The sequence below is a fragment of the Brevibacillus humidisoli genome, from assembly GCF_020923435.1.
Lineage (GTDB): Bacteria > Bacillota > Bacilli > Brevibacillales > Brevibacillaceae > Brevibacillus_E > Brevibacillus_E humidisoli.
Genome location: NZ_CP087263.1, coordinates 2,410,273 through 2,432,393 on the forward strand (window position 1 = coordinate 2,410,273; position 22,121 = coordinate 2,432,393).

Genomic DNA, 22,121 nt, shown 5'->3' on the forward strand with positions numbered 1-22,121 from the left:
CAATAAATCTTTATTTAATATACAATAAAAAGAGATATACCGCAAATATTTATTTGATCGACAAGTATCGAGCGTCTCCCGCTGAATACAATGTTGATCAATCAGCAGCAATTCCTCGCCAGAAAAGAAAAACCGGTTTGCCATGGCAAACTGGTTGAAAGAGTAGCGCTTTTTTACAGACCCAACCATTGAAACCAAAAGCGACGAGTAGCAAAAAAGAAGGCTGAACTTAGCAGCACTTTAACGAAAAGCAGCAATTGAATCACATCGTGTTGTGCCTGAACGATATACAAAGAGCTGATCTCCGCACCGAAGAAAAACAGCAGACCGCATACAGCCAACGCCCCGGCCAACTGTGGTTGCCGTTCGCTCAAAAGAAATCCGACACCAATCATCATCATGGACAGCGGAACCCAATACAACTGCACAATCCACCAGCTGTAGTCCGCATCAACCAGTAATGTGGTCACGACACCATAAACGATACCCAGCCCAATGATCCCGCAGTAGATCAGGTAGCTAAAGCGAAACATCAGCCCGTTGAGCAGCCAGAGCAAGCAGACTACGGCCAAAAATGCCAGCATGGACGAGTTGGGAAGTTCCCACTTCCGCAGGAAAAAAAGCCTGCTATAATCAATAGCAAAAATGAGGCACCCAATGTTGCATGGGTAAACACAGGAGCACGTCGTCTGACAATAAACGACAGGACATAGAAAAAAAGGATGCCTGCAGTCAGGATGGTGATTTGCATTGGCGTGGTAAAACCGTTAAAATGAAAAGCAAGTAAGATCATGACAGCGATTACAGTGGCCGTGCCTAACCAGGCAAACAGCATCTTCCAGGAGACTGTGCCTGCCTGCTCTGCCGGATAGCGGAAGCCTTCTTTCGAACCATAGGGAGCAGTTTCTGTCTCGTAACCACCCTTCTGGCTCCGTGTGTTCCCAGATGTGCCGGTTCTGTAAGCTGTGGAACCGTCTCGATCGGATCCGGAGGCACTTCTTTTCGCCGAAACGGTAATTTCTGGACGAGGTGGAAGTTCTCCCTCCGTATACAGGTTTAATAAGAAGATGCAATAATGTTCAGGCAGCAGTTGATTTTTTCGCCAGTGGTTGATCTCATCTACAATCGTTTTTCTGCGTTGCGCATCCAAACAAGCCGACCTCCTCGAGGAAAAACGCTACAACTTGATTTACATATATTGTATAATAGAACAAGGCATAGTGCTGCTCTCTTTTTCAGGTGATCGCAAAGAAAAAGAAACGCCTACGCAACAGTAGTTATTGAAGTACGTAGGCGGTCTCTAAGTTTCTTATCGGTTATTCTAGGAAGTCTTTTAAGCGCTTGCTTCTGCTTGGATGGCGCAGTTTTCGAAGTGCTTTCGCTTCGATCTGACGAATACGCTCGCGTGTTACACCAAATACTTTTCCTACCTCTTCCAGTGTGCGAGTACGTCCGTCATCCAGTCCAAAGCGTAAACGAAGCACGTTTTCTTCACGGTCTGTCAGGGTGTCAAGAACATCTTCCAACTGTTCCTTGAGCAGTTCGTAGGCAGCCGCATCAGAAGGAGCCAGCGCATCTTGATCTTCAATAAAGTCGCCTAGGTGAGAGTCGTCTTCTTCACCGATTGGCGTTTCCAGGGAGACTGGTTCTTGTGCGATCTTCATAATCTCCCGTACCTTCTCCGGCGTCAAATCCATTTTTTCTGCCACTTCTTCAGGGGTGGGTTCACGTCCTAGCTCCTGCAGCAGCTGACGGGAAACGCGAATCAGCTTGTTGATCGTCTCCACCATGTGAACCGGAATCCGGATCGTCCGAGCCTGATCGGCTATTGCCCGTGTAATCGCTTGGCGTATCCACCAAGTGGCATAGGTACTAAACTTGAATCCCTTCCGGTAATCGAATTTCTCTACCGCCTTGATCAAACCCATATTGCCTTCCTGAATCAAATCGAGGAACAACATGCCGCGGCCTACATACCGTTTAGCAATGCTGACGACGAGTCGCAAGTTGGCTTCCGCCAAACGACGTTTTGCTTCCTCGTCCCCCTGTTCGATACGGTGGGCCAGTTTGATCTCTTCTTCTGCGGAAAGCAGAGGAACTCGACCGATCTCTTTCAGATACATTCGTACCGGGTCGTTGATCTTAATACCCGGAGGAATGGAGAGGTCTTCGAAGTCGAACTCTTCTACATCATCATCGTCGTCCTTCATCATCATCTCATCGACGTCTTCTTCACTATCGTTCGTTACTTCGACCCCTTGATCGCCGAGAAACTCAAAGAACTCGTCGATCTGATCGGAATCCTGATCAAAGCCGGACAACCTCTCCGTGATTTCCTTGTAGGTAAGCATGCCGCGCTTTTTGCCCAACTCGACCAGTTGTTCCTTTACCTGTTCAATGGACGAAGCTTCCATATCTGGAGTGATGTTTTGCTTGTTCATCTACTTTCCCTCCTTCCTCGGGAATGTTAATGGTCGCTACCCTTCTCTTTTAAAGCATTTTCCAACTCATGAATCCTCATCCCTAGCATGGCTGCTTGAATCACGGTCTGCCTGCGCGCGTCTTCATCCTCTTCGTTTGCCGCCTGCAGCGTCAATTTCTGCTGCTCAGCGCGAAGCTCGTCAAGTTCGGCGCGCATCGGGTAGTTGTTTACTTGTCTGATGTAGTCGCTGATCTCAAGTTCAGATACGTGCTCCTTACACTCCATCATGGCCAATCCCGAGGCTAATTGCTTGCACTTTTCATCTTGCACGTAGTGGATAAAACGTCCAGGGTCTTCCGGGTGCCCCTCTGCATAGTAGGCGTACAAATACGCAGCCAAGGCGCTGTGTTCATCCGTATAAAAGCGGGCACCGCACTCCTGCTGCACGCGATCAGCCACCTCTCTGCTGCGCATCATGTAGTACAGCAGCATTCGTTCTGCTGTTTGATGGGCTGGTGGCAACGTTTTGGTGAGCGTAAATTTGCCATTATTTATACTATTATTCCATGCTGGCGTTACTTTATCCCTTTGTTGATGTAATTTTTGGCGCTTATACGCTTTTCGGGCTTCCACCTTGATCGCATCCAAGGATAAAGAGAACTCCTCTGCCAACTGCCGTTCGTACATGTCGCGCTCAACCGCGCTCGGAAGCTGCGTGATAATGCTCAGTGCTTCCTGCACGTAACGCGCCTGATCACTCTCATCCCGAATCACCTGCCTGGTCCGCAGCTTTTGCAGACGAAATGCCGTCACGGGTAACGCTTGCAGAAGCACGTTTTGCGAAAAAGCCTCTGCACCGTTCCGCCGGATGTACTCGTCTGGGTCAACCCCTTGCGGCAGCGGCGCCACCCTTACTGCGCATCCGGCCTGCTGCAGCAGGTCAACTGCCTTTTCTGTCGCCTCCTGTCCTGCCGCATCCCCGTCGTAGCAGATGATCACTTGCTCAGCATTGCGCCGGATCATCCGTGCCTGCTGTTCAGTAAACGCCGTTCCAAGCGTGGCAATGCCCTGCTGTATACCGGCCTGCCAGGCGGAAATCACATCGACGTATCCTTCGAACAAGATCGCCTGCTTTCGTTTGCGGATCGACGTTCGAGAGCGATGCAGATTAAAGATCACACTGCTCTTGGAAAACAAGGGCGACTCGGGGCTGTTGAGGTACTTGGGCGGCGATCCATCTAGGGAGCGACCGCCAAAGCCAATCACTTCCCCCTGGGTGTCATGGATGGGGAACATGATCCGTCCACGAAAGCGGTCATAGATCCGCTGCCCGCTTTCGCTGCGAGCCAACAGGCCTGCCTCTACCATCACCGGCAAAGAAAATCCGCGCTTTTGCAGCCAGTTGGTGAGAAAGTCCCAAGAGTCTGGTGCAAAGCCGATTTGAAACTCGGCTATCGTCTGATCTGACATTCCACGCTTGCGCAGATATTCCATCGCTTTTTGACCGTAGGGCATTGACGTCAGCACGTGATGGTATAGTTTCGCCACCAGTTTATGCGCTTCATACATCGCCAGCTTCGCCGTGTTCTCTTTTTCGCCGTCGGCTGAGTGAGTGGCGGGAAGCTGAATCCCAGCCCGCTCTGCCAGTTTGCGCTGCGCTTCCGGGAACGTGAGCTGCTCCATCTGCATGATGAAGGAAAAAACATCTCCTCCGGCCTTGCAGCCAAAGCAGTGAAAGAACTGCCGCTCAGCACTGACATGGAATGAAGGAGTTTTTTCAGAATGAAACGGGCACAGCCCGATCATCGACCGCCCACTCTTTTTTAACTGGACATGTTCGCTGATCAGGTCGACAATATCGATCGCCGAACGGATCTGCTGTGTCAATTCTTCAGAAGTGGATCGTGACATAATCTCCACCCTTCATGAGACAGTGAAGATAGTATCTTCGTCAAGATTCGGCAAAATCCTTCTTCCTAACAACTTCTTTTCTCATTTTCTACAGCTTTTTGTCCCTGTAAACCGCTGGCCAGCTGCAATCAGCGCCAGCAGGCTTCAGTCCCGCTACTACAGAGCGTTTCGACACAAGACGGAAAAATTCCTTTTTTCTAGTGCTTTTCTTTGCGAATCCGGTTTCCGCGTATCATTTCCAGGATGATATTGGCCGTTTCCTCTACCGCCTTGTTGGACACGTCAATCACCGGACAGCCTAGCCTTTCCATAATCTGCTGCGAATATTCCAGTTCGACGTTGATCCGCTCCATCGTTGCGTAGTTGGCTTGTGAAGCGAGTCCGAGTGACTTGAGTCGTTCGGCGCGAATCCCTGTCAACTGTTCGGAACTGATCTTCAACCCAATAATTCGTCCCTCGGGCAGCTGGAACAGCTCCTCAGGCGGTTCCACTTCCGGAACGAGGGGGACGTTGGCTACTTTTAACCGCTTGTTGGCCAGGTACATCGATAGCGGTGTCTTCGATGTCCGTGATACCCCGATCAGCACGACATCAGCGCGAAGCAGACCGCGCGGATCCCGTCCGTCATCGTATTTGACGGCAAACTCGATCGCGTCTACTTTTCGGAAGTACTCTTCATCGAGCCGTCTGACCAACCCGGGTTTCCCCGTAGGCGAAGACTGCAGGATCTGCTGGAGCGCCCCCATCAATGGCCCCATCACATCGATGACCGGTACGCCAGCGGCTGCCGCCCGCTCTACAATGTAGTCTTTCAGTTCGGGGACAACCAGCGTAAACACGATCAGGGCGTTTGATTCTTTGGCGGAATCGACAATCTCATCGATCGACGCTTTGTCTTCTATATAGGGATACTTTTCCGTATGAATGAGATGATTGTCAAACTGGCTGGCTGCGGCACGTACTACGAACTCAGCGGTTTCACCGATCGAATCAGAGACAACGTAGATGATTTGGCCAGGTTGATTCTCTTGCATCTGATCTCCTCCTAAACACTCGGCTCATGGCCCAATTCCACAAACACCTTGACGATCGTCGTTTTTGTCACCCGACCAAGCAGTTCAAAACTTCGGCTGTCTTCTTCCGTCGGTCGAACCACGGGAAGTGAATCTATCTGAAAGTCAATCAGCTTTTTGGCTGCCTCGAACAAGCTCTCTTCTGGTGTAACGGTTACAATATTGGGCATCCTGCTCATGATGATGCTGACCGGGATGTCTTCCAGTGCCTTATTGCCAAGGGAAGCACGCAGCAAATCTTTGCGCGACACCACTCCGGCCAAAAATCCCTTCTGATTCACCACGTAGAGCGTACCGACATCTTCCAAAAAAAGCGTGACGATCGCGTCGTACACAGAAGCAGATTCCTGGACAGCGATCGGCAGTGCTTTGTAATCTTGAACCTTCAGTTTATGCAATCTCTCACTGATCACGTTGCCGTCAGGTCGACCTGCATAAAAATAGCCGACACGTGGTCTCGCATCGAGGTACCCACACATCGTCAGTACGGATAGATCAGGCCTCAGCGTAGCACGCGTCAGGTTGAGCCTTTCGGCGATCTGCTCCCCGGTAATCGGCCCCTCCTCCTTGACGATTTGCAAGATCAACTCTTGGCGTTTGCTTAGTTCGATAGTGGATCACCACCGGTTCTTTGGCTTTTCTATCCTCTAGTATTACTCTATTGGTGATCATTTTCCTGCATAACCGATCAGAAAAACGTATCCATTATTCGGCTTGTTACACTTTTTGTCTGGGCGACGCTTGTACCAAGAGAAACCTCCGTCAATCCATCGACGGAGGCTGATCAGGTTTACGCAAAAACCAGTTTGGTGAAATCGGCATAGCGCTGGATCTGACTGGACAACTGCTGCAGCAGGGCCAGACGGTTGCTGCGGATCTGCGGATCGTCGGCCATGACCATCACCTGTTCGAAGAACTGCTGGATTGGCTCGCTCAAGCTTGTCAATGTCTCAAGCACACGCTCCATGTCGCCGTGTTGATAGAGCGATTCAACTTCCGCCGACACGGCCTGGTGTGCTTCTGCAAGCTGCCGTTCTGCTGTCTCCTGGAACAGCTCAGCATCAATCGCTTGCGACTCTGCCTTCTGCGCCAGATTGAACACACGGTTAAACTGCTCAACCGCCAATTTGAATGCGTCCGTTTGAACAGCAGCCATCAACGCCTTTGCTTTTGCCACTGTTTGGCCTACCAGCGACACGTCGGCAGCCAACACGGCATCGATCACGTCGTAGCGAATCTCTGCTTCCTGCAGCACATTTTTCAAACGAAGCGCAAAGAAGTCGAACAAATCGCGCTTCACCTCTGCCCCCGGTCGCTTGTCTACTCCCTGCTCGTGATAGATGGCCAAGGCCATTTCAAACAGCTCGTCTAGAGGCAGCGTCCAGCCGCGATCAAGCAGAATTTGCACAATCCCGGCAGCCTGACGGCGCAGCGCGTACGGGTCCTGCGAACCGGTCGGAATAATCCCGATCAAGAAGCAGCCGACAATCGTATCCAGCTTGTCAGCGACACTAACCACCGCTGCTGCCTGGGATGAAGGCAGCTCGTCACCAGAAAATCGGGGCAGATAGTGCTCAAATACGCCGCGTGCGACTGCTTCCGGCTCGCCTGCTTTGCGGGCGTAGTCTTCCCCCATGATCCCCTGAAGTTCCGGGAATTCATACACCATCTGCGTCACCAAATCGAACTTGGCAATCTCAGCAACTCGTGTGGCAGTCTTTGCTTCCGCCGTATCCAGTGTCAGACGGCTTGCCATCTGCTCGGTCAGCTTGCCAATCCGGCGAACCTTGTCCCCGATTGTTCCCAATTCTTCGTGGAAAACAATGCTCTCCAACCGCTTGAGACAATCGGCGATCGGCCGTTTCTGGTCTTCTTCGTAAAAAAAGCGAGCATCAGAGAGGCGGGCACGCAACACCTTTTCATTGCCTCTCGCTACGTTCTCCAGCGAGCGAGCATCACCGTTCCGGACCGTTACAAAATGGGGCAGGAGTTCGCCAGTTTCGTTCTCCACCGGGAAGTAGCGCTGGTGCTCACGCATGGAGGTGACCAATACATCACGCGGGATCGCTAAAAAGTCGGAATCAAAGGTACCGTACAAGGCAGTTGGATACTCAACCAAGTGAACCACCTCGTCAAGCAGCCCTTTGTCGATCGGAATACGCCAACCTTGTTCCTTCTCCAACTGCTGCAGTTGACGGACAATTCTCTCCCGCCGCTCCACAGGATCGACCAGCACGTATTGCTCTTTTAGTTTGCTTACATACTCGGCTGGATTGCCGATCTCCACGTCGCTGCCAAGGGATCGATGGCCGTGGCTTGTCCGCCCTGTTTTTACCCCTGCAATCTCCATCTCCACCACTTGATCGCCAAACAAGGCGACCAGCCAGCGAATCGGTCGAACAAACTTGATGTCAGACGCTCCCCACCGCATGTTCTTGGGAAAATGAAGGCTGAGAATGACATCAGCGAGCAAGGGAAGGCGGCTCGACGTCTGTTGGCCGGTTTCGCTTTTGCGAGCATATATATACTCGACTCCATTGTGTTCCTTGATCTCCAACTGCTCTGGATCAACGCCGTTGCTTCTGGCAAAACCGAGTGCCGCTTTGGTCCAGTTGCCTGCTTCATCACGGGCGATCTTCAGTGCCGGACCGCGGGCTTCCGCATTGACGTCTGCTTGTCTCTCGGCCACCCCGGTTACCAGCAATGCAAGTCTACGGGGTGATTCATACGTCTCTATCCGTTCAAATGCAATGCGCTCCGAGCCAAACCACTTCTCCACTTTCTCTGCCAACTGCTGCACAGCAGTGGCAATAAAGCGGGCAGGGATCTCTTCCAGACCGATTTCCAACAATAGATCGTGTTTGCTCATTTCGTCACTCCCCCTTTGCCCAACATCGGAAAGCCCAGCCGCTCCCGCTCCGCATAATACGTCTGTGCCACTTCACGAGCCAGATTGCGGACCCGAGCAATGTAGCCGGTTCGCTCCGTTACACTGATCGCGCCCCGCGCGTCCAGCAGGTTAAAGGTGTGCGAGCACTTCAGTACGTAGTCGTACGCCGGAAAGACGAGCCGTGCTTCCATCGCCCGCTTCGCCTCCGTCTCATAAGTGGTGAAGAGGGAGAACAGCATCGGGGCGTCTGCCACCTCAAAGGTATATTTGGAATGCTCATACTCCGCCTGGTGGAATACGTCACCATACGTAAAACCGCCCACCCATTCCAGATCAAATACGTTTTCTTTTTCCTGGATATAGGATGCCAGCCGCTCCAAGCCGTAAGTGATCTCCACAGCCACCGGGCTGCATTCCAGACCGCCAACCTGCTGGAAGTAGGTAAACTGCGTAATTTCCATCCCGTCCAGCCATACTTCCCAGCCCAAGCCCCACGCTCCAAGAGTAGGCGCTTCCCAGTTGTCTTCGACAAAGCGAATGTCGTGATCGAGCGGCTCAATGCCCAGTTGACGCAAGCTGTCGAGGTAGATCTCCTGGATGTTGTCAGGCGACGGTTTCATGATGACCTGAAACTGATGGTGCTGGTACAACCGATTGGGGTTTTCCCCATAGCGGCCATCGACCGGTCGGCGGGACGGTTCGACGTAAGCGACGTTCCACGGCTCAGGTCCGATCGCCCGCAAAAACGTCATCGGATTCATCGTCCCCGCCCCTTTTTCTACATCGTACGGCTGGACGATCAAACAGTTTTGCTTCGCCCAAAAGTTCTGCAAGGTTAATATGATCTCTTGAAAGGTCATCTTCATGCTCTCTGCCACCTCCTATAACGTAAAAAACTCCCGCCGCTACACTGATCGAACAGTGTAGGGACGAGAGGTTTCCCGCGGTTCCACCCTACTTGGCAGACGCTGATGGCGTGCTGCCCGCTTTCACTCAGTCGATGCTCCGAAATGCCGTTCATAGACGTAACTATCAGGCTCTCACCATCCCTGATTCGCTCTATCAGCCAGAGGTCCACTACTCTTTTTCATCTTCGCATCATATATTTTATTGAAATATAATAACCAATCTCGAATGAGATGTCAATGTGCATCAATCGTGAGCAGTTAGGAAGGAGCAAGTTTCTCCAGTTGATCAAGAAAAGAGCGGCTTTTCAGACGCAAGTCGAGATGCTCATCCATAAACCGGTGCAGCACATGTTTCAACTGACTGCGTGTGGCTGGCTTCACCTCAATCTCGCCTAATCGTTCCAAGTCGAATAGCTGGAACAATCGCAGCAGCTTCCAGGCTGCCGGGGCAACCGTTATCGCATACGGATCACTAGTCAGACAGGATGGGCAGAGCAGGCCACCCTGTGTGACGCTGAAAGCATAAGGCTCCTGTTCCCGGCTGCAGCGTGTACAATTGTGCAGATGAGGACGAATACCGGCAACCATCAGCATCTTGCTTTCAAAAATGCGGCAGAGGATCTCTGGATCCTTGCCTTCATCCAAAAAACGAAGCGTCAAGGCCAGCAGGTGAAAGACAAAAGGGTTGGCTTCCCGTTCTACACTCAGCCGGTCCGTCAATTCGGCCATATATGCGGCGTAAGCTGTGCGGGTAAGGTCCTGCCGCAGTTCACGGTATGATTCGAGAATATCTCCCTGGGACAAATCCGCCATTCCTGTACCGGGTCCGGTCTTACATAAAAAAAAACCATGCGTAAACAACTGAGACACGGCAGCCAGGCGACTCTTGGGTTTTTTCGCACCGCGAGCCATTACCCCTATTTTGCCGTGTTCTCTGGTGTATAGCGTAACTACCTTGTTTGATTCACCGTAATCGGTCGTTCGAATCACAATTCCTTCCCATTTTACAAGCATACCGTTGATTCACCCAGTTCCGTCCGGGTGGAATCCGCTTCTTCATCTGCGTGTGGTCCAATCTGCTGATGTTCCCGATAAAGAAGATAAGCGTGGATGTCACCGGTTGAAGCGAAATAACTCCAAGAAAAGTCGCGAAGCATCTGCATCATCCTTTCCTGTTTGCCGCTGTATCCACTTCTATTGTTAGAATCCACCCATCTGACCGTTTCTATCCGATGGAAATATTGACACGTATAAGGGAACTGCTAGTGGTATTCCTGCACCCTGCTGTCAGTCCTCGTCATAAAAGCCGAAGTTGCGCAGCATTCGCTCCTGATTTCGCCAGTCTTTCTTTACCTTTACCCACAGTTCCAAGTATACCTTGTTGCCAAGCAGTCGCTCAATGTCGACGCGAGCCCGTCTGCCGATCTCCCGCAGCATTTCGCCATTTTTGCCGATCAGGATCCCACGCTGCGACGTTCGCTCGACGTAGATCGCCGCATAGATGTAGACGGTCTGCCCGTCTTCCCGCCGTTTCATCTCTTCCACGGTCACCGCAATCGAATGGGGGACCTCTTCACGGGTCAGATGGAGCACCTTTTCCCGGATCAGTTCAGCGGCGACAAACCGTTCGGGGTGGTCGGTCACCAGATCTTCCGGATAATACATAGGACCTTCCGGCAGCTGCTCAAAGATAGCATCCAACAGGGCTTGCGTATTATTGCCCTCCAATGCGGAGACGGGAACAATCTGCTGGAATTCGTAGCGGGTGCGATACTCGTCGATCAAGGGAAGCAGAGCCTCCGGATGTACCTGATCAATCTTGTTGATCACCAGAAAGACCGGCGTTTTCACCTGCTGCAGTCGTTCGATGATATACTCCTCACCAGGCCCGTATTTTTCCGTTGCATCAATCACATAGAGGACCAGATCCACTTCATTCAGCGAGTTTTCGGCTACCGTGACCATGTAATCGCCCAGTTTTGATTTTGGCTTGTGAATGCCTGGCGTATCCAGAAAGATAATCTGACCTCGTTCTGTTGTATGTACGGCACGGATCTTGTTGCGTGTCGTCTGTGGTTTGTTGGACATGATGGCCACTTTTTGCCCGACAATCTGGTTGAGCAGCGTCGATTTCCCCACATTGGGGCGGCCAATAATCGCCGCGAAACCAGATTTGTATGATGTGTCAGTCCTGTTGTGATTCACTCGTTAAGTCCTCCTTCGTAAACGCTCCCGGCAACAGCTGGGCAACTGTCGTCTCGGTAATCTCTCCCTGCAGATTGGCCAGGAACACTTTCATGTCAGGCGGGCAAAGTTCTGCCAGGACCTGTCTGCAGGCACCACACGGAGGCACCGGTTTGGGACAATCAGCCACGACGGCAAGCGCCTGGAAGTCGCGTTCCCCTTCTGAGATCGCTTTAAACAGCGCTGTACGCTCTGCACAATTGCAAAGCGGGTAAGCGGCGTTTTCAATATTGCAGCCCAAATAGACCGTTCCCGCTTGGCTCAACAAGGAGGCTCCAACGGCAAAGCGGGAGTATGGCACATAGGCCCGTTTTCTTGCTTCGATCGCGTTTTCGATCAGTTCTCGCTGATTCATCACATTGTCCCTCATTCATTCAGGATCGGGGGGTTGATAAAAAGGTCACACTTTTAGAACAAGCTGGAGAGCCTGGCGACAAGCGGTGGCCCGTATACCCAGAGGCCAATCACCGCAGCTGTGAGGGCAGCAAGCAGAACAGCACCAGCTGCAGCATCCTTTGCTATCTTGGCCTTTGCGTGCCATTCCTCTGTGACCAGGTCGACAGCCGCTTCGATGGAGGTGTTGACCAACTCCAGCGCCATGACCAAGCCGATCGCAAAGAAGACCAGCAGCAGATCTGTCCGGGAGATATCCAGCCACCAGGCCCCCAAAAGGGTAAGCAGCGCAGCGGCAACGTGGATTTGCATGTTCCGCTGCGTCTTTACGGTATGAAGCAAGCCGGCACAGGCATACCCGAAACTGCGCCAAAACCGCCGTGCTCGTCTCAATCGCCACACCTTACCTTGTCAAACCGATTTTTTGCAGGATTTGCTCCTGTCGGGAAAACATTTCTGCCTCTTCTGATTCTGTCCCGTGATCATAACCCAGCAGGTGCAAAAAGCCGTGTACCGCCAAAAAACCTAATTCCCGCTCCAGCGAATGGCCGTACTCTTCAGCCTGTGAAACTGCCTTCGGAACGGAGATCACGATATCGCCAAGCATGTTGGGCATATCGCTCCAATCCTCATCGTCCATCAGAATATCCATTTCGCCTTCGCCTGTCTCATTCATCGCAAACGAGAGCACATCTGTAGGACGATCAATACCGCGGTACTGACGGTTCAATTCGTGAATGCGCTCATCGTCCACCAGCGTCACGACTACCTCGCCCGTTACCTCCTCCGCTGCTGCCGCCGCCTCCAGGCATGTTCTGACAAGCTGCAGCTGCTGGTCCGTAAGCGATTGATTCTGTTCGTCAATAATCTCTATTGTCAACACGTTTCGTCCCTCTTTTGTATCCGGATTGTTCCTGTCTTATTGGTAGTTGGCCTCCGAGCGGGCGTATGCGTCGATCACCTTTTGCACCAGACTGTGTCGTACGACATCCGACTCGTGGAAACGGATGAAGGAGATTTCCGATACCCCACCGAGGATCCGTTCCGCCTCACGCAGGCCCGACAACTTGCCCTTGGGCAGGTCAATCTGTGTGACATCTCCGGTGATGACCATCTTGGAGCCAAAGCCAAGGCGGGTCAGGAACATCTTCATTTGTTCAGGAGTGGTATTTTGGGCCTCGTCCAAAATGACAAAGGAATCCTCCAGTGTGCGACCGCGCATATAGGCGAGCGGTGCTACCTCAATCAAACCTCGCTCCATCATTTTGGTTACTTGTTCACTTCCCAGCATGTCATACAAGGCATCGTACAGTGGCCGCAGGTACGGGTCCACTTTTTCCTGCAGATCGCCGGGCAAGAAACCGAGGTTCTCTCCTGCCTCTACGGCGGGCCGGGTGAGGACAATTCGTTTTACCCTGCCGTTTTTCAGTGCATTGACGGCCATTACGACCGCCAGATAGGTTTTGCCGGTACCCGCCGGTCCGATCCCAAAGACGATATCGAAGCGCTTGATTGAGGACAGGTAGTGACGCTGTCCCAATGTCTTGGCGCGAATCAGCTTGCCCCGCTGGGTGCGGGCCACCTCTTCATCGTACAGGTGGAGCAGTTGTTCCACCTCGCCTGTTTCGGCTAGCGCTAGCGCGTATGAAACGTCTCGCTCAGACAACGTGATTCCCCGCCGGATGAGCTGCAGCAGAATGTCAAACAAGGCTGCCATCCTTTCAACCTCTTCCGGTTCACCGGTGATCATCACCTCTCCATTGCGTGTGACGATTTTGGCCGTTGTCCGCTCTTCTATCTGGTTGAGATACGTATCGTGCGGGCCGAACAGCATGAGCGCTTCAGATGCGTCCGTAAATGGAATCTTCACCTCTTCTTTGACTTGCAAAAGGCTTCCCACTCCTTACCGTCTTCATTGGTTGGGTTTGTCTGCACCTGGCTGTTGAGCCGGCGGCAGCGAAACAATAGGCTGTTCTTCCGTAATATCCTCGATTACAGAGTAATGTACACTCAAGTAAACTTTACCATTCTCCTCTTTTACGTGCAAAACTTTTTCACCCTTTATTCTCGCATCCTCACCCGCTTTTTTCAAAACGTCCATGCGGGCAAATCGTTTCGCCAGCGAAATCGCTTCTTCCCGGCTCAGCTTTTGCTGCTCGGACTCCACCTCGTATTGCGTCTGTGCCTTCCATCCGATCGGCAGTTGGAAATCGCCATAACCCAGGTAATGGCGCTGTTCGCTTTGTTCAAAGCGTTGAAACGAGACCTGCTCAAACGGCCAAAGACGCACAGCGTATGCTCCGGCGAGCAGGTAGTAACTGGACTGCTGCTCACCCGTGTAATGATGACGTGTCTGGCTGAGCGGCACCGATACATTGGCCACATACCAGACTTCCCCCTCTACTTTTCCGCGAGCGGCCACCACCCCCTGGCGCTGATCGTTTCCGATGATCCCGGAAATCAGTACTTGTCCCTTGTTGACAAACTGATTAACCTGGACAACGGTTTTCCCTGCTTCTGCCTGAATACGGTGGATTACCGCCTTTTTCCGCGCGATCAGATGACGGGGGTTGTACACTTTGGCAGGATCAGGCTGCTCTTTCTCCACCACCTGGATGATCGCTTTGGTGCCACGCAGTTCGACTCCGACATAGGAGGCTTCCGGCAGCATCTCGAGCAGTTGGTCTTGCAGAACCTGTGGTTCTTTTAGTTTGACCTTCCAAGCCCATGGTTTAATCCCGATTTTTGTGGCCGCCTGTCGCACCTCTTGCGTGGAAATATGTTTCGTGCCGACCACTTCCACACTCCATATCAGAGAGGAGAGCATGTACAATCCGGCAAAAAAAAGAAAAATGCCTGTCGTAAACCCGGCGCGCATTTTCATCCGAACCAGCCAGAAAGGCAATCCTTCACGGCGAACCACCTTGCTTCGACAGCCTGTCTCACGCAACAGTGAACGCAGCCGCAAGTAATCGCTGATCAGAATGTCGCATTGCCCTTCCTCCGGCGAACGACGCCTGACATTCCAGACCTGGAACCCTTCCCGCACCGCCATATTGATCAAGCGCTCGAATCGTTTGCCGCGAACGGAGATGGTGACATGTCCTTGTGCCCACTCCTTCAATCTGTTCCGCATCTTCCCTTCCCTCCTCAGCCATTCCCTACTTAATCCAGAGCGACGGTTGAACTTTTACTTTTCAACAAACTTCACACCGGCGATTCGTCCTTCCAGCAGTACCTCTTCCGGCAAAATCGCCCGGATCACCAACTGCTCCCCGGAGACGATCAACTGTCCGTTGGTTAACAACAAACGGAGCTCTTTGTCGCTAAAATGAAGAACTCCGCGATGGTTCTCTATGTACATTTGCAGGTGACCGATCATGGTGACTCGCGGGACTTCCAATACCACATCTTGCGGCAAATCCAAGACGCCCGCCGCCAGTTGACGCAGTCGGCGACTCCATCGCTTCATGGAATAGCCCCCTTTTTATAGCCGGCGCTGTGCGCCTCGATATGCTCTCCTGGCAGGATCGGGTAGAGTGGTGCCGGAGGGTATTTCTTCTATAACCCTATGCAGCAGGTCGTCAATCATGCGAACAAAAAGCAAGGCATGATCTCAGCTATCGATTCATCCCGTAAAATAAAAAAGGATTCACATCCATGCACTGGATGTGAATCCTGTAAGACAACGAAATGGCTATAGCGTCCTGTCAGAGCGATAAGGTGGACGGTAGGCCGCTTTCGCTCGTGGCGGCGAAAAGACAAGCGCCCACTTTAGTCCTTCACGTGGGTCGATTGCCTCACGCGACCGCTCCTGCCTGCGTAAAGCTGTTTTCTGGTGCGCACCTGTGATGGAACCGCCTTCGGAAATTGGCGATTTCCCCAGGATGGGATGATCCTTTCCCTTCATCGAGCGGGCATCTGGACGTTTCCCGTCACGGATCGGTTGGGCCACCATGTCAAGCGGGGACAGTGTTTCAGCAGTCGTTTCAGCAGTAGGTTCTGTCGCTCTCTCAACCCAATCTGCATCCGTGTTTCCACCCGTTCGGTCAACGGACAGCCGCTCCGTATTGTACATCTTGTACGAAACATCGGTTTCGGCAGCAGGTTTGCTCTTTACCATCATCCGTTTTGGTTTTGGCTCCTCCGCATCGCTGCCAAATGGGATATCGGTCACGTCTCCAATCCATTTGCCCCACTTGGCGGCCTGCTGATTCCCTTTTCGAGCCGCTTTGCCAAACAGCAGATAACCAAGTAAGGCGAGAATCAACGGCCAAAAAGAGCCAACTAAGTCCAAGAGTACACCGATCAATTCTAGCATCTATACAGCCCCCTACTTACCGCCGTGTGCATCCGTACCAGGGTCGGCCGACTCACCGAATGATTTGCGCATGGCCGTGTCGGCAACGATATTTTGCAGGTTGTAGTAGTCCATTACCCCCAGCTTGCCTTCGCGCAGCGCCTCGGCCATCGCCAGCGGTACCTGTGCTTCCGCTTCCACTACCTTCGCCTTCATCTCTTGTACGCGAGCCAGCATTTCCTGCTCCAGGGCAACAGCCATCGCCCGGCGTTCCTCTGCTTTTGCCTGTGCGATCTGTTTGTCTGCTTCTGCCTGATCGGTCTGCAGTTGTGCCCCGATGTTTTTGCCTACGTCAACATCGGCGATGTCGATGGAGAGGATTTCAAACGCTGTACCAGCATCCAGTCCCTTGCTCAGTACGGTTTGAGAGATACGATCCGGGTTTTCCAATACGTCTTTATGACGCTCCGCCGAACCGATGGTGGTGACGATTCCCTCACCGACACGGGCAATAATCGTTTCCTCTCCCGCACCACCGACAAGCCGGTCGATGTTGGCGCGGACAGTAACCTTTGCTTTGGCTCTCACTTCGATCCCGTTCATCGCCATCGCTGCGACGATCGGGGTTTCGATCACTTTCGGATTGACACTCATCTGTACAGCCTGCAGCACATCGCGGCCTGCGAGATCGATGGCCGCGGCACGTTCAAAACCAAGCGGGATGTCCGCCCGTTGTGCGGCGATCAAGGCATCTACCACGCGGTCGACATTACCGCCAGCCAGATAATGGCTTTCCAACTGGTTAGTGGCTAGATCCAGACCCGCTTTACGTGCTTTGATCAGCGGATTGACAATCTTTGCCGGAACCACGCGGCGCAAACGCATGGCAATCAACGTAACCATGCCGACGCGAACGCCGGAAGCCAGCGCGGATATCCAGAGCATGATCGGTACAAATGAGAGAAATACAGACAATACGACAATCACCACGGCAACCATGAAGATAAAGGGGAGGATTCCTCCATCAAACGGCATATCCATCTACTCCTTTTTTTCGTTTTCCCGTTCTTCCACAACGACGCGGGTTCCTTCTACCTGAATCACGACCACCTCGGTACCTGAGGCAATAAAGCCACCGGCGCTAACGGCATCAACCCGCTTGCCGTCAATCCTGACAATGCCTGACGGCCGAAGCGGCGTAAGCGCAATGCCAACTTGCCCGATCAGCTCCCGCTGGTCGCGAGGGGCGATATACCCTGCTTCGCTGCGAAGTTCATCACTTAAAACAAACTTGCTGATCAGCCCTTTGAAGCCGTACCGCTTCACCAGCCATATGGCTGCGATCACTGTGACCAACGCGGCGAAAGCCAGAGAGACGAGTCCCTGCTCCGTATCGTAGGCTGCCAGTACGAGACTGGAGGAGAGACTGACAAAACCGATGATGCCGACGATACCACCCGGCAGCACAATCTCTGCAAGCATCAGGACGACCCCGAGCACGAACAGACCAATGTGCAGCCAGTCGGCAAAGCCTGCTACGTAGTGGCCGAAGAAATACAGCCCAAAAGAGAGCAAGCCCACCGTACCGGCAACTCCGAAACCAGGGACGAACAGTTCGACAATCAGCCCAAGCAGTCCGATCAGCAGCAGCAGACTCATCACATACGGACTGGTCACAAAGCGGGCTACCCGTTCGCTTAATGTCGGCTCAATGTTGGACATACGATCCGCTTCGATACCGAGATAGCGGTACAACTCTGCTTTATCGGCAACAATTTTGTCGGCATACCCGACTTCTGCTGCTTTCTCCGCGTCAAGCGACAGGACCGTTCCCTTCTCTTTTAGTCCGGGAATCTCCATGTCGATCTCTACCATCGCTCGAGCGATTTGCTCATCACGCCGGTTCAGCCGAGCGGCCGATTGCATCTTTTCCGACCAAGCCGAAATCACCTTCACATCTGCTGCATTGCCCGCCATGTCAATCGGTGTGGCCGCACCGATCGCGCTGCCGGGGGTCATCACAATCTCATCGGCATTCAAGGCGATGTAAGTCCCAGCTGAGAAGGCTTGGTCGTCAATATAGGCAACGACGTGCATCGGTGCCTGACGGATCAATGCTCCAATATGGGTAGCTGCATTGATCTCGCCTCCAGGCGTGTCGATGTCCAGGATGGCCAAATCAGCTCCCCGCTGCTTCGCTTCATCAAAGGCACGCTGCAAAAAAGCTTCCAAACCGCGTTCGATCCCCTGTTCCACAGGAATGACAACGCCGTCCTCAAATACAGTTGCAGATGAGCCAGACTCCGATGCAGCCGCACCTGTTTCCGCCTGTGCGGAGTGCACTCCCATCAGCGAGACGAAACTGACACTGATCAGCCATGCCATCACAAGAAAGAAACGAAACCTGTTATTACGTTGGATAGCTTCCACTCGATTCCCTCCCTCCTTATTATTTGGTTCCCCACAAAATCTAATAAGGTAATACGGATCGAGTATCAACATGTTTCAAAAAAAATCAAAAACCCGGCCTGTTGTTGCAGACCGGGTTATTTGCTTTATCAGGTAGTCAATTCGTCGGCAACGACTTTTTGGACGAGGGTACCGTCAGCTCTGCCTTTTAGCTTTGGCATGATGGCTCCCATTACTTTCCCCATCTCCTTTTTGGACGTCGCACCAACAGCGGCAATCGTCTCACGTACCAGTTGACGAATCTCCGTCTCGCTCAACTGTTCCGGCAGATAGGAGGTAAGTACATCGATTTCCTCGCGTATTTTGCTCGCCAGGTCTTCGCGCCCGGCCTTCTCGAACTCTTGGAGGGAGTCACGGCGTTGCTTTAACTCACGGGTCAAGATGGTGAGCACATCGTCATCGGACAACTGATCACCCTTTTGAATCTCTTCGTTCTTAACGGCGGCTTTCACCATGCGAATAACAGAGAGTTTTAGTGTGTTTTTGTCCCTCATCGCCTGCTTCATATCCTGATTGAGACGCTCCATTAGACTCATGATTGGCCTCCCTGAACGTTAGTACTTACGTTTGCGTGCTGCTTCCGATTTTTTCTTGCGCGCAACGCTTGGCTTTTCGAAATGGCGGCGTTTGCGAATCTCAGCCATCACACCCGCTTTCGCGCTTTCACGCTTGAAGCGGCGCAGTGCGCTCTCCAATGACTCGTTTTTACGTACACGAATCTCAGCCATCTGTCTTCCCTCCCTCCGCTTGAAACCGTGAGACAACTGTTCAAGCACAGACTGTCAACTTTCATTATAGGGCAGATGGCCGTCTCCGGTCAACCATTCCCCGTGGTTTACTCTTGTTGAAATCCAGCTAAAAAATGATAGTGCAAGTGAAAAACTTCTTGTCCGCCCTCTTTGCCGCAGTTGTTTACGATGCGAAAACCCTTTACTTCCAGCTTTTTGGCCAACATTTGGGCGACTTGATGAATATGGCCGATCAGCGGCAGATCCTCCTCGCTCACATCCATCAATGTTGGAATCGGTTTGCGCGGGATAATCAGCAGGTGGATCGGCGCTTTCGGCGCAATATCATGGATCACGATTACCTGATCGTCCTCGTATTCGAAGCGCGCGGGGATCTCTTGTTCCATGATCCGGGTAAAAACGCTTTTTTCCATAGGGCACCTCCAAAAGACATAGGAATGTTGTCCGTAAAATATGTATGTCACTAGCACTCAATTACACTATAACGAATCGATCCGCCGCTTGGCAAGAAACGACAGTACATGCAGTACCCTCTTGTCACTCTATGCTCCCCGTGATAGCATGACCGTAGCCGATTGTCGTGAAAAAAGGAGAGGCCGACTATGAAACCGATTCCTCTACAGCAGGTTGCCAGCATGGCAGAAGGCCTGCTGATCAGCGGTAACCCCCATCAGTTGATCACATCCGTCCACTTTGACAGCCGCCAGTTGGAGAAGGGCGGCTTATTCATACCCGTCGTCGGTGAACGGGATGGACACGATTTTTTCCATCATGCCGTCGAAAAGGGGGCTGCTGCCGCATTCATCTCTGATGAAGCGAAGATTCCAAAGGAGTTGCCCGAGGACTTCGGACTGATTCTGGTGAACGACACCGTACGCGCTTTTGAAAAGTGGGCAGGCAAGTATCGCAAGCAGTACTCCCTTCCCTTTATCGCAGTCACCGGCAGCAACGGAAAAACGACTACAAAAGATATTACGGCCCATCTATTAGCTGATTGGATGTCCGTTTACAAGACGTACAAAAGTTTTAACAATCACCTCGGTGTCCCTTATTCGCTGCTGCAGATTGAAGAGGGGCATCAAGTGGCCGTATTGGAGCTGGGGATGAACCACGCCGGCGAAATCGATCGGCTTGCCTCACTCGTCCAGCCGAAAATCAGTATCATCACCAACATCGGCGATGCCCATATCGAGTACTTCGGTTCGCGGCGAAAAATCGCCTTGGCCAAAGCAGAACTGCTCCCGCACACAGCAACCGATGGATTGGTGCTGCTAAACGGCGATTCCCCCTACCTAAGCGAGTTGACTCATCTATACGATGGAAGAACTCTTTTTTATTCGATCCAAGGACCGGCGGATCTGTGGGCGGAAAAGATTGAGACCGACGAGCAGGGAACATCATTTGTCGTCTGTTTTGCGTCTGGAGAGTCATTTCCCGTATCGATTCCGTTATTCGGAAAGCATAATGTGTCAAACGCGCTGCCCGCAATCGCCGTGGCAAGGGAATTGGGCATGGACACAGCAGCTATTGCCAAGGCATTGTCTACTGTGTTCATATCAGCGATGCGCTTCCAGGTAACACCCACCGCAAGCGGCACGCTGGTGATCAATGATGCCTACAACGCCAACCCGACTTCGATGAAAGCAGCAATCGAGACGTTCGCCGAGATCTTCCCGCAGCGCAAGAAAGTGCTGGTTCTGGGAGAGATGTTGGAACTGGGCGCCGAGTCGCCAGACCTGCATGCCGAAGTAGGCGCATATGCCGATCGGTACAGCGAGAGTTTGGAACTGCTGATCACCATCGGAGAAGCGACCCGCCCGTTGCACAACGCTTATCACGGCCGAAAGCTGCATGTCCCAAGCAAAGAAGCGGCCACCGATGCGCTGGATGCGATCAACGATGCCGAACATGCGGTTCTGTTTAAGGCTTCGCGCGGTATCAGACTGGAAACACTAGCCGAACACATGCAACAAAAAAACCGGAAGTAGACCCGGAGACAGAGGGAGCAAACCTATGGAGTTTCATTTTCTTTCGATTTTGAGCCTTGGTTTTTGGTTGGGGATCAAGCACGCGATTGAGCCCGACCACGTCATCGCGGTATCGACGATTGCCAGCCGCAGCCGCAATCTATGGCGGTCCTCTTTGGCAGGCGTATATTGGGGGATTGGCCACACCGCTACCCTTTTTGTTGTAGGTCTGATCTTCATCCTGATGAAAAGCAGGATTCCCGAGGTATGGGCGATGTCGCTGGAATTTACCGTCGGTATCATGCTGGTCTGGCTCGGTCTGTCCAATGCGCTTTACCTGCATCGCAGACAAAAACATACCTCTTATACGGGCGTGATCTCGCCACATGGACTGCTGTTGAACACAGCACTCCCTCCCGATGACGAGCTGCCATACATGAAGTCGGCTGGCATTGGCCTGATCCACGGTCTTGCGGGCAGTGCAGCACTTGTCCTGCTGACGATGGAGCTGGTCCCCACTGTCTGGATGGGAGCGATGTATATCCTCTGCTTTGGCGCCGGTACGGTGCTCGGCATGCTGCTGTTCACCACTGTTCTCGGCATTCCTTTCGTGCTGAGTGTAAACAGGGTACGGTTAAACACAGTGCTGACCAGATTGACCGGCGTGGTCAGTGTGGTATTTGGTGTCTATTACATGTACAACCTTGGTGTGACCGAGGGGTTATTCCGCTTGTGGATTCAGTAGCAAAAAAACAACCGGGGGTAAGCTCCGGTTGTTTTTGCTGTCATCTGATC

Annotated in this window: 25 protein-coding genes; 2 read left to right on the forward strand and 23 right to left on the reverse strand. The window is 52.4% G+C overall.

Translation table 11 applies throughout. The annotated features are described in order from the left end of the window. Positions 1-173: 173 nt before the first annotated feature. The 23 genes from LOK74_RS11990 to LOK74_RS12100 form a co-directional block, all read right to left on the reverse strand. Positions 174-584, reverse strand: a complete 411-nt coding sequence (locus LOK74_RS11990) for a hypothetical protein (protein WP_230046829.1) — start codon at positions 582-584, stop codon at positions 174-176. Then, entirely contained in the window at positions 563-1,150 is a 588-nt protein-coding gene (locus tag LOK74_RS11995) for a hypothetical protein (RefSeq protein ID WP_230046830.1), read from the reverse strand. Before LOK74_RS11995 ends, LOK74_RS11990 begins: the two co-directional genes overlap by 22 nt. Positions 1,151-1,316: 166 nt before the next feature. Then, the gene (gene rpoD, locus LOK74_RS12000; RefSeq protein ID WP_230046831.1) at positions 1,317-2,441 is read right to left on the reverse strand and encodes an RNA polymerase sigma factor RpoD; all 1,125 of its coding nucleotides are present in this window, start codon (positions 2,439-2,441) and stop codon (positions 1,317-1,319) included. Between the two features lie 26 nt (positions 2,442-2,467). Next, entirely contained in the window at positions 2,468-4,333 is a 1,866-nt protein-coding gene (gene dnaG, locus LOK74_RS12005) for a DNA primase (RefSeq protein ID WP_230046832.1), read from the reverse strand. A 197-nt stretch (positions 4,334-4,530) separates the two neighbouring features. Further along, the gene (locus LOK74_RS12010) at positions 4,531-5,367 is read right to left on the reverse strand and encodes a pyruvate, water dikinase regulatory protein (RefSeq protein ID WP_230046833.1); all 837 of its coding nucleotides are present in this window, start codon (positions 5,365-5,367) and stop codon (positions 4,531-4,533) included. Between the two features lie 11 nt (positions 5,368-5,378). Beyond that, on the reverse strand, positions 5,379-5,987 hold the full coding sequence (ccpN, locus tag LOK74_RS12015; RefSeq protein WP_420908766.1) for a transcriptional regulator CcpN: 609 nt from the start codon (positions 5,985-5,987) through the stop codon (positions 5,379-5,381). Between the two features lie 209 nt (positions 5,988-6,196). Then, positions 6,197-8,275, reverse strand: coding sequence for a glycine--tRNA ligase subunit beta (gene glyS / locus LOK74_RS12020; RefSeq protein WP_230046834.1), 2,079 nt, complete (start codon positions 8,273-8,275; stop codon positions 6,197-6,199). Next, positions 8,272-9,156 carry a glycine--tRNA ligase subunit alpha gene (glyQ, locus tag LOK74_RS12025; protein WP_230046988.1) on the reverse strand — a complete coding sequence of 295 codons (885 nt, stop codon included), beginning with the start codon at positions 9,154-9,156 and terminating at the stop codon, positions 8,272-8,274. The genes glyS and glyQ overlap by 4 nt, the downstream gene beginning before the upstream one ends. 306 nt (positions 9,157-9,462) lie before the next feature. Continuing rightward, complete coding sequence (gene recO / locus LOK74_RS12030; protein ID WP_230046835.1) at positions 9,463-10,218, reverse strand: DNA repair protein RecO; 756 nt, start codon at positions 10,216-10,218, stop codon at positions 9,463-9,465. Continuing rightward, positions 10,209-10,361 (reverse strand): YqzL family protein, encoded by a 153-nt coding sequence (locus LOK74_RS12035; protein WP_230046836.1) that lies wholly within the window; start codon positions 10,359-10,361, stop codon positions 10,209-10,211. Before LOK74_RS12035 ends, recO begins: the two co-directional genes overlap by 10 nt. A gap of 130 nt (positions 10,362-10,491) precedes the next feature. Beyond that, positions 10,492-11,409: a GTPase Era gene (gene era / locus LOK74_RS12040; RefSeq protein ID WP_230046837.1), complete on the reverse strand. Its 918-nt coding sequence runs from the start codon at positions 11,407-11,409 to the stop codon at positions 10,492-10,494. Next, the gene (locus tag LOK74_RS12045; RefSeq protein ID WP_230046838.1) at positions 11,390-11,803 is read right to left on the reverse strand and encodes a cytidine deaminase; all 414 of its coding nucleotides are present in this window, start codon (positions 11,801-11,803) and stop codon (positions 11,390-11,392) included. The genes era and LOK74_RS12045 overlap by 20 nt, the downstream gene beginning before the upstream one ends. 53 nt (positions 11,804-11,856) lie before the next feature. Beyond that, on the reverse strand, positions 11,857-12,234 hold the full coding sequence (locus LOK74_RS12050; RefSeq protein ID WP_230046839.1) for a diacylglycerol kinase: 378 nt from the start codon (positions 12,232-12,234) through the stop codon (positions 11,857-11,859). A 10-nt stretch (positions 12,235-12,244) separates the two neighbouring features. Further along, a complete protein-coding gene (gene ybeY, locus LOK74_RS12055; protein ID WP_230046840.1) occupies positions 12,245-12,724 on the reverse strand; it encodes an rRNA maturation RNase YbeY in 480 nt (159 codons plus the stop codon). 36 nt (positions 12,725-12,760) lie between these two features. Further along, entirely contained in the window at positions 12,761-13,729 is a 969-nt protein-coding gene (locus LOK74_RS12060) for a PhoH family protein (RefSeq protein ID WP_230046841.1), read from the reverse strand. Positions 13,730-13,753: 24 nt separating this feature from the next. Then, on the reverse strand, positions 13,754-14,977 hold the full coding sequence (yqfD, locus tag LOK74_RS12065) for a sporulation protein YqfD (RefSeq protein WP_230046842.1): 1,224 nt from the start codon (positions 14,975-14,977) through the stop codon (positions 13,754-13,756). 54 nt (positions 14,978-15,031) lie between these two features. After that, positions 15,032-15,313, reverse strand: coding sequence for a sporulation protein YqfC (yqfC, locus tag LOK74_RS12070; protein ID WP_230046843.1), 282 nt, complete (start codon positions 15,311-15,313; stop codon positions 15,032-15,034). Between the two features lie 225 nt (positions 15,314-15,538). Further along, a complete protein-coding gene (locus LOK74_RS12075) occupies positions 15,539-16,162 on the reverse strand; it encodes a hypothetical protein (protein WP_230046844.1) in 624 nt (207 codons plus the stop codon). 12 nt (positions 16,163-16,174) lie between these two features. Beyond that, positions 16,175-17,176, reverse strand: coding sequence for a flotillin-like protein FloA (gene floA, locus LOK74_RS12080; RefSeq protein WP_230046845.1), 1,002 nt, complete (start codon positions 17,174-17,176; stop codon positions 16,175-16,177). 6 nt (positions 17,177-17,182) lie between these two features. After that, positions 17,183-18,571, reverse strand: coding sequence for an NfeD family protein (locus LOK74_RS12085; protein ID WP_230046846.1), 1,389 nt, complete (start codon positions 18,569-18,571; stop codon positions 17,183-17,185). 128 nt (positions 18,572-18,699) lie between these two features. After that, complete coding sequence (locus tag LOK74_RS12090) at positions 18,700-19,146, reverse strand: GatB/YqeY domain-containing protein (protein ID WP_230046847.1); 447 nt, start codon at positions 19,144-19,146, stop codon at positions 18,700-18,702. 18 nt (positions 19,147-19,164) lie between these two features. Then, the gene (rpsU, locus tag LOK74_RS12095) at positions 19,165-19,338 is read right to left on the reverse strand and encodes a 30S ribosomal protein S21 (RefSeq protein WP_230046848.1); all 174 of its coding nucleotides are present in this window, start codon (positions 19,336-19,338) and stop codon (positions 19,165-19,167) included. A gap of 107 nt (positions 19,339-19,445) precedes the next feature. Further along, positions 19,446-19,772, reverse strand: a complete 327-nt coding sequence (locus tag LOK74_RS12100) for a histidine triad nucleotide-binding protein (protein WP_230046849.1) — start codon at positions 19,770-19,772, stop codon at positions 19,446-19,448. A gap of 189 nt (positions 19,773-19,961) precedes the next feature. Here LOK74_RS12100 and LOK74_RS12105 point away from each other — a divergent pair, with 189 nt between their 5' ends. Beyond that, the gene (locus tag LOK74_RS12105) at positions 19,962-21,347 is read left to right on the forward strand and encodes a UDP-N-acetylmuramoyl-tripeptide--D-alanyl-D-alanine ligase (RefSeq protein ID WP_230046850.1); all 1,386 of its coding nucleotides are present in this window, start codon (positions 19,962-19,964) and stop codon (positions 21,345-21,347) included. A gap of 25 nt (positions 21,348-21,372) precedes the next feature. Next, positions 21,373-22,071 carry a sulfite exporter TauE/SafE family protein gene (locus LOK74_RS12110; RefSeq protein WP_230046851.1) on the forward strand — a complete coding sequence of 233 codons (699 nt, stop codon included), beginning with the start codon at positions 21,373-21,375 and terminating at the stop codon, positions 22,069-22,071. Positions 22,072-22,121 lie beyond the last annotated feature (50 nt).

Coding starts and splice junctions, on each gene's coding strand:
- LOK74_RS12100 (WP_230046849.1), bottom strand. CDS start 19,772: ATGGAAAAAAGCGTTTTTACCCGGATCATGGAACAAGAGATCCCCGCG.
- glyQ (WP_230046988.1), bottom strand. CDS start 9,156: ATGACCTTTCAAGAGATCATATTAACCTTGCAGAACTTTTGGGCGAAG.
- yqfC (WP_230046843.1), bottom strand. CDS start 15,313: ATGAAGCGATGGAGTCGCCGACTGCGTCAACTGGCGGCGGGCGTCTTG.
- LOK74_RS12035 (WP_230046836.1), bottom strand. CDS start 10,361: ATGCTTCGCGACTTTTCTTGGAGTTATTTCGCTTCAACCGGTGACATC.
- LOK74_RS12105 (WP_230046850.1), top strand. CDS start 19,962: ATGAAACCGATTCCTCTACAGCAGGTTGCCAGCATGGCAGAAGGCCTG.
- floA (WP_230046845.1), bottom strand. CDS start 17,176: ATGCCGTTTGATGGAGGAATCCTCCCCTTTATCTTCATGGTTGCCGTG.
- LOK74_RS12090 (WP_230046847.1), bottom strand. CDS start 19,146: ATGAGTCTAATGGAGCGTCTCAATCAGGATATGAAGCAGGCGATGAGG.
- LOK74_RS11990 (WP_230046829.1), bottom strand. CDS start 584: ATGCTGGCATTTTTGGCCGTAGTCTGCTTGCTCTGGCTGCTCAACGGG.
- LOK74_RS12045 (WP_230046838.1), bottom strand. CDS start 11,803: ATGAATCAGCGAGAACTGATCGAAAACGCGATCGAAGCAAGAAAACGG.
- LOK74_RS12075 (WP_230046844.1), bottom strand. CDS start 16,162: ATGCTAGAATTGATCGGTGTACTCTTGGACTTAGTTGGCTCTTTTTGG.
- glyS (WP_230046834.1), bottom strand. CDS start 8,275: ATGAGCAAACACGATCTATTGTTGGAAATCGGTCTGGAAGAGATCCCT.
- rpoD (WP_230046831.1), bottom strand. CDS start 2,441: ATGAACAAGCAAAACATCACTCCAGATATGGAAGCTTCGTCCATTGAA.
- yqfD (WP_230046842.1), bottom strand. CDS start 14,977: ATGCGGAACAGATTGAAGGAGTGGGCACAAGGACATGTCACCATCTCC.
- LOK74_RS12110 (WP_230046851.1), top strand. CDS start 21,373: ATGGAGTTTCATTTTCTTTCGATTTTGAGCCTTGGTTTTTGGTTGGGG.
- dnaG (WP_230046832.1), bottom strand. CDS start 4,333: ATGTCACGATCCACTTCTGAAGAATTGACACAGCAGATCCGTTCGGCG.
- LOK74_RS12010 (WP_230046833.1), bottom strand. CDS start 5,367: ATGCAAGAGAATCAACCTGGCCAAATCATCTACGTTGTCTCTGATTCG.
- recO (WP_230046835.1), bottom strand. CDS start 10,218: ATGCTTGTAAAATGGGAAGGAATTGTGATTCGAACGACCGATTACGGT.
- rpsU (WP_230046848.1), bottom strand. CDS start 19,338: ATGGCTGAGATTCGTGTACGTAAAAACGAGTCATTGGAGAGCGCACTG.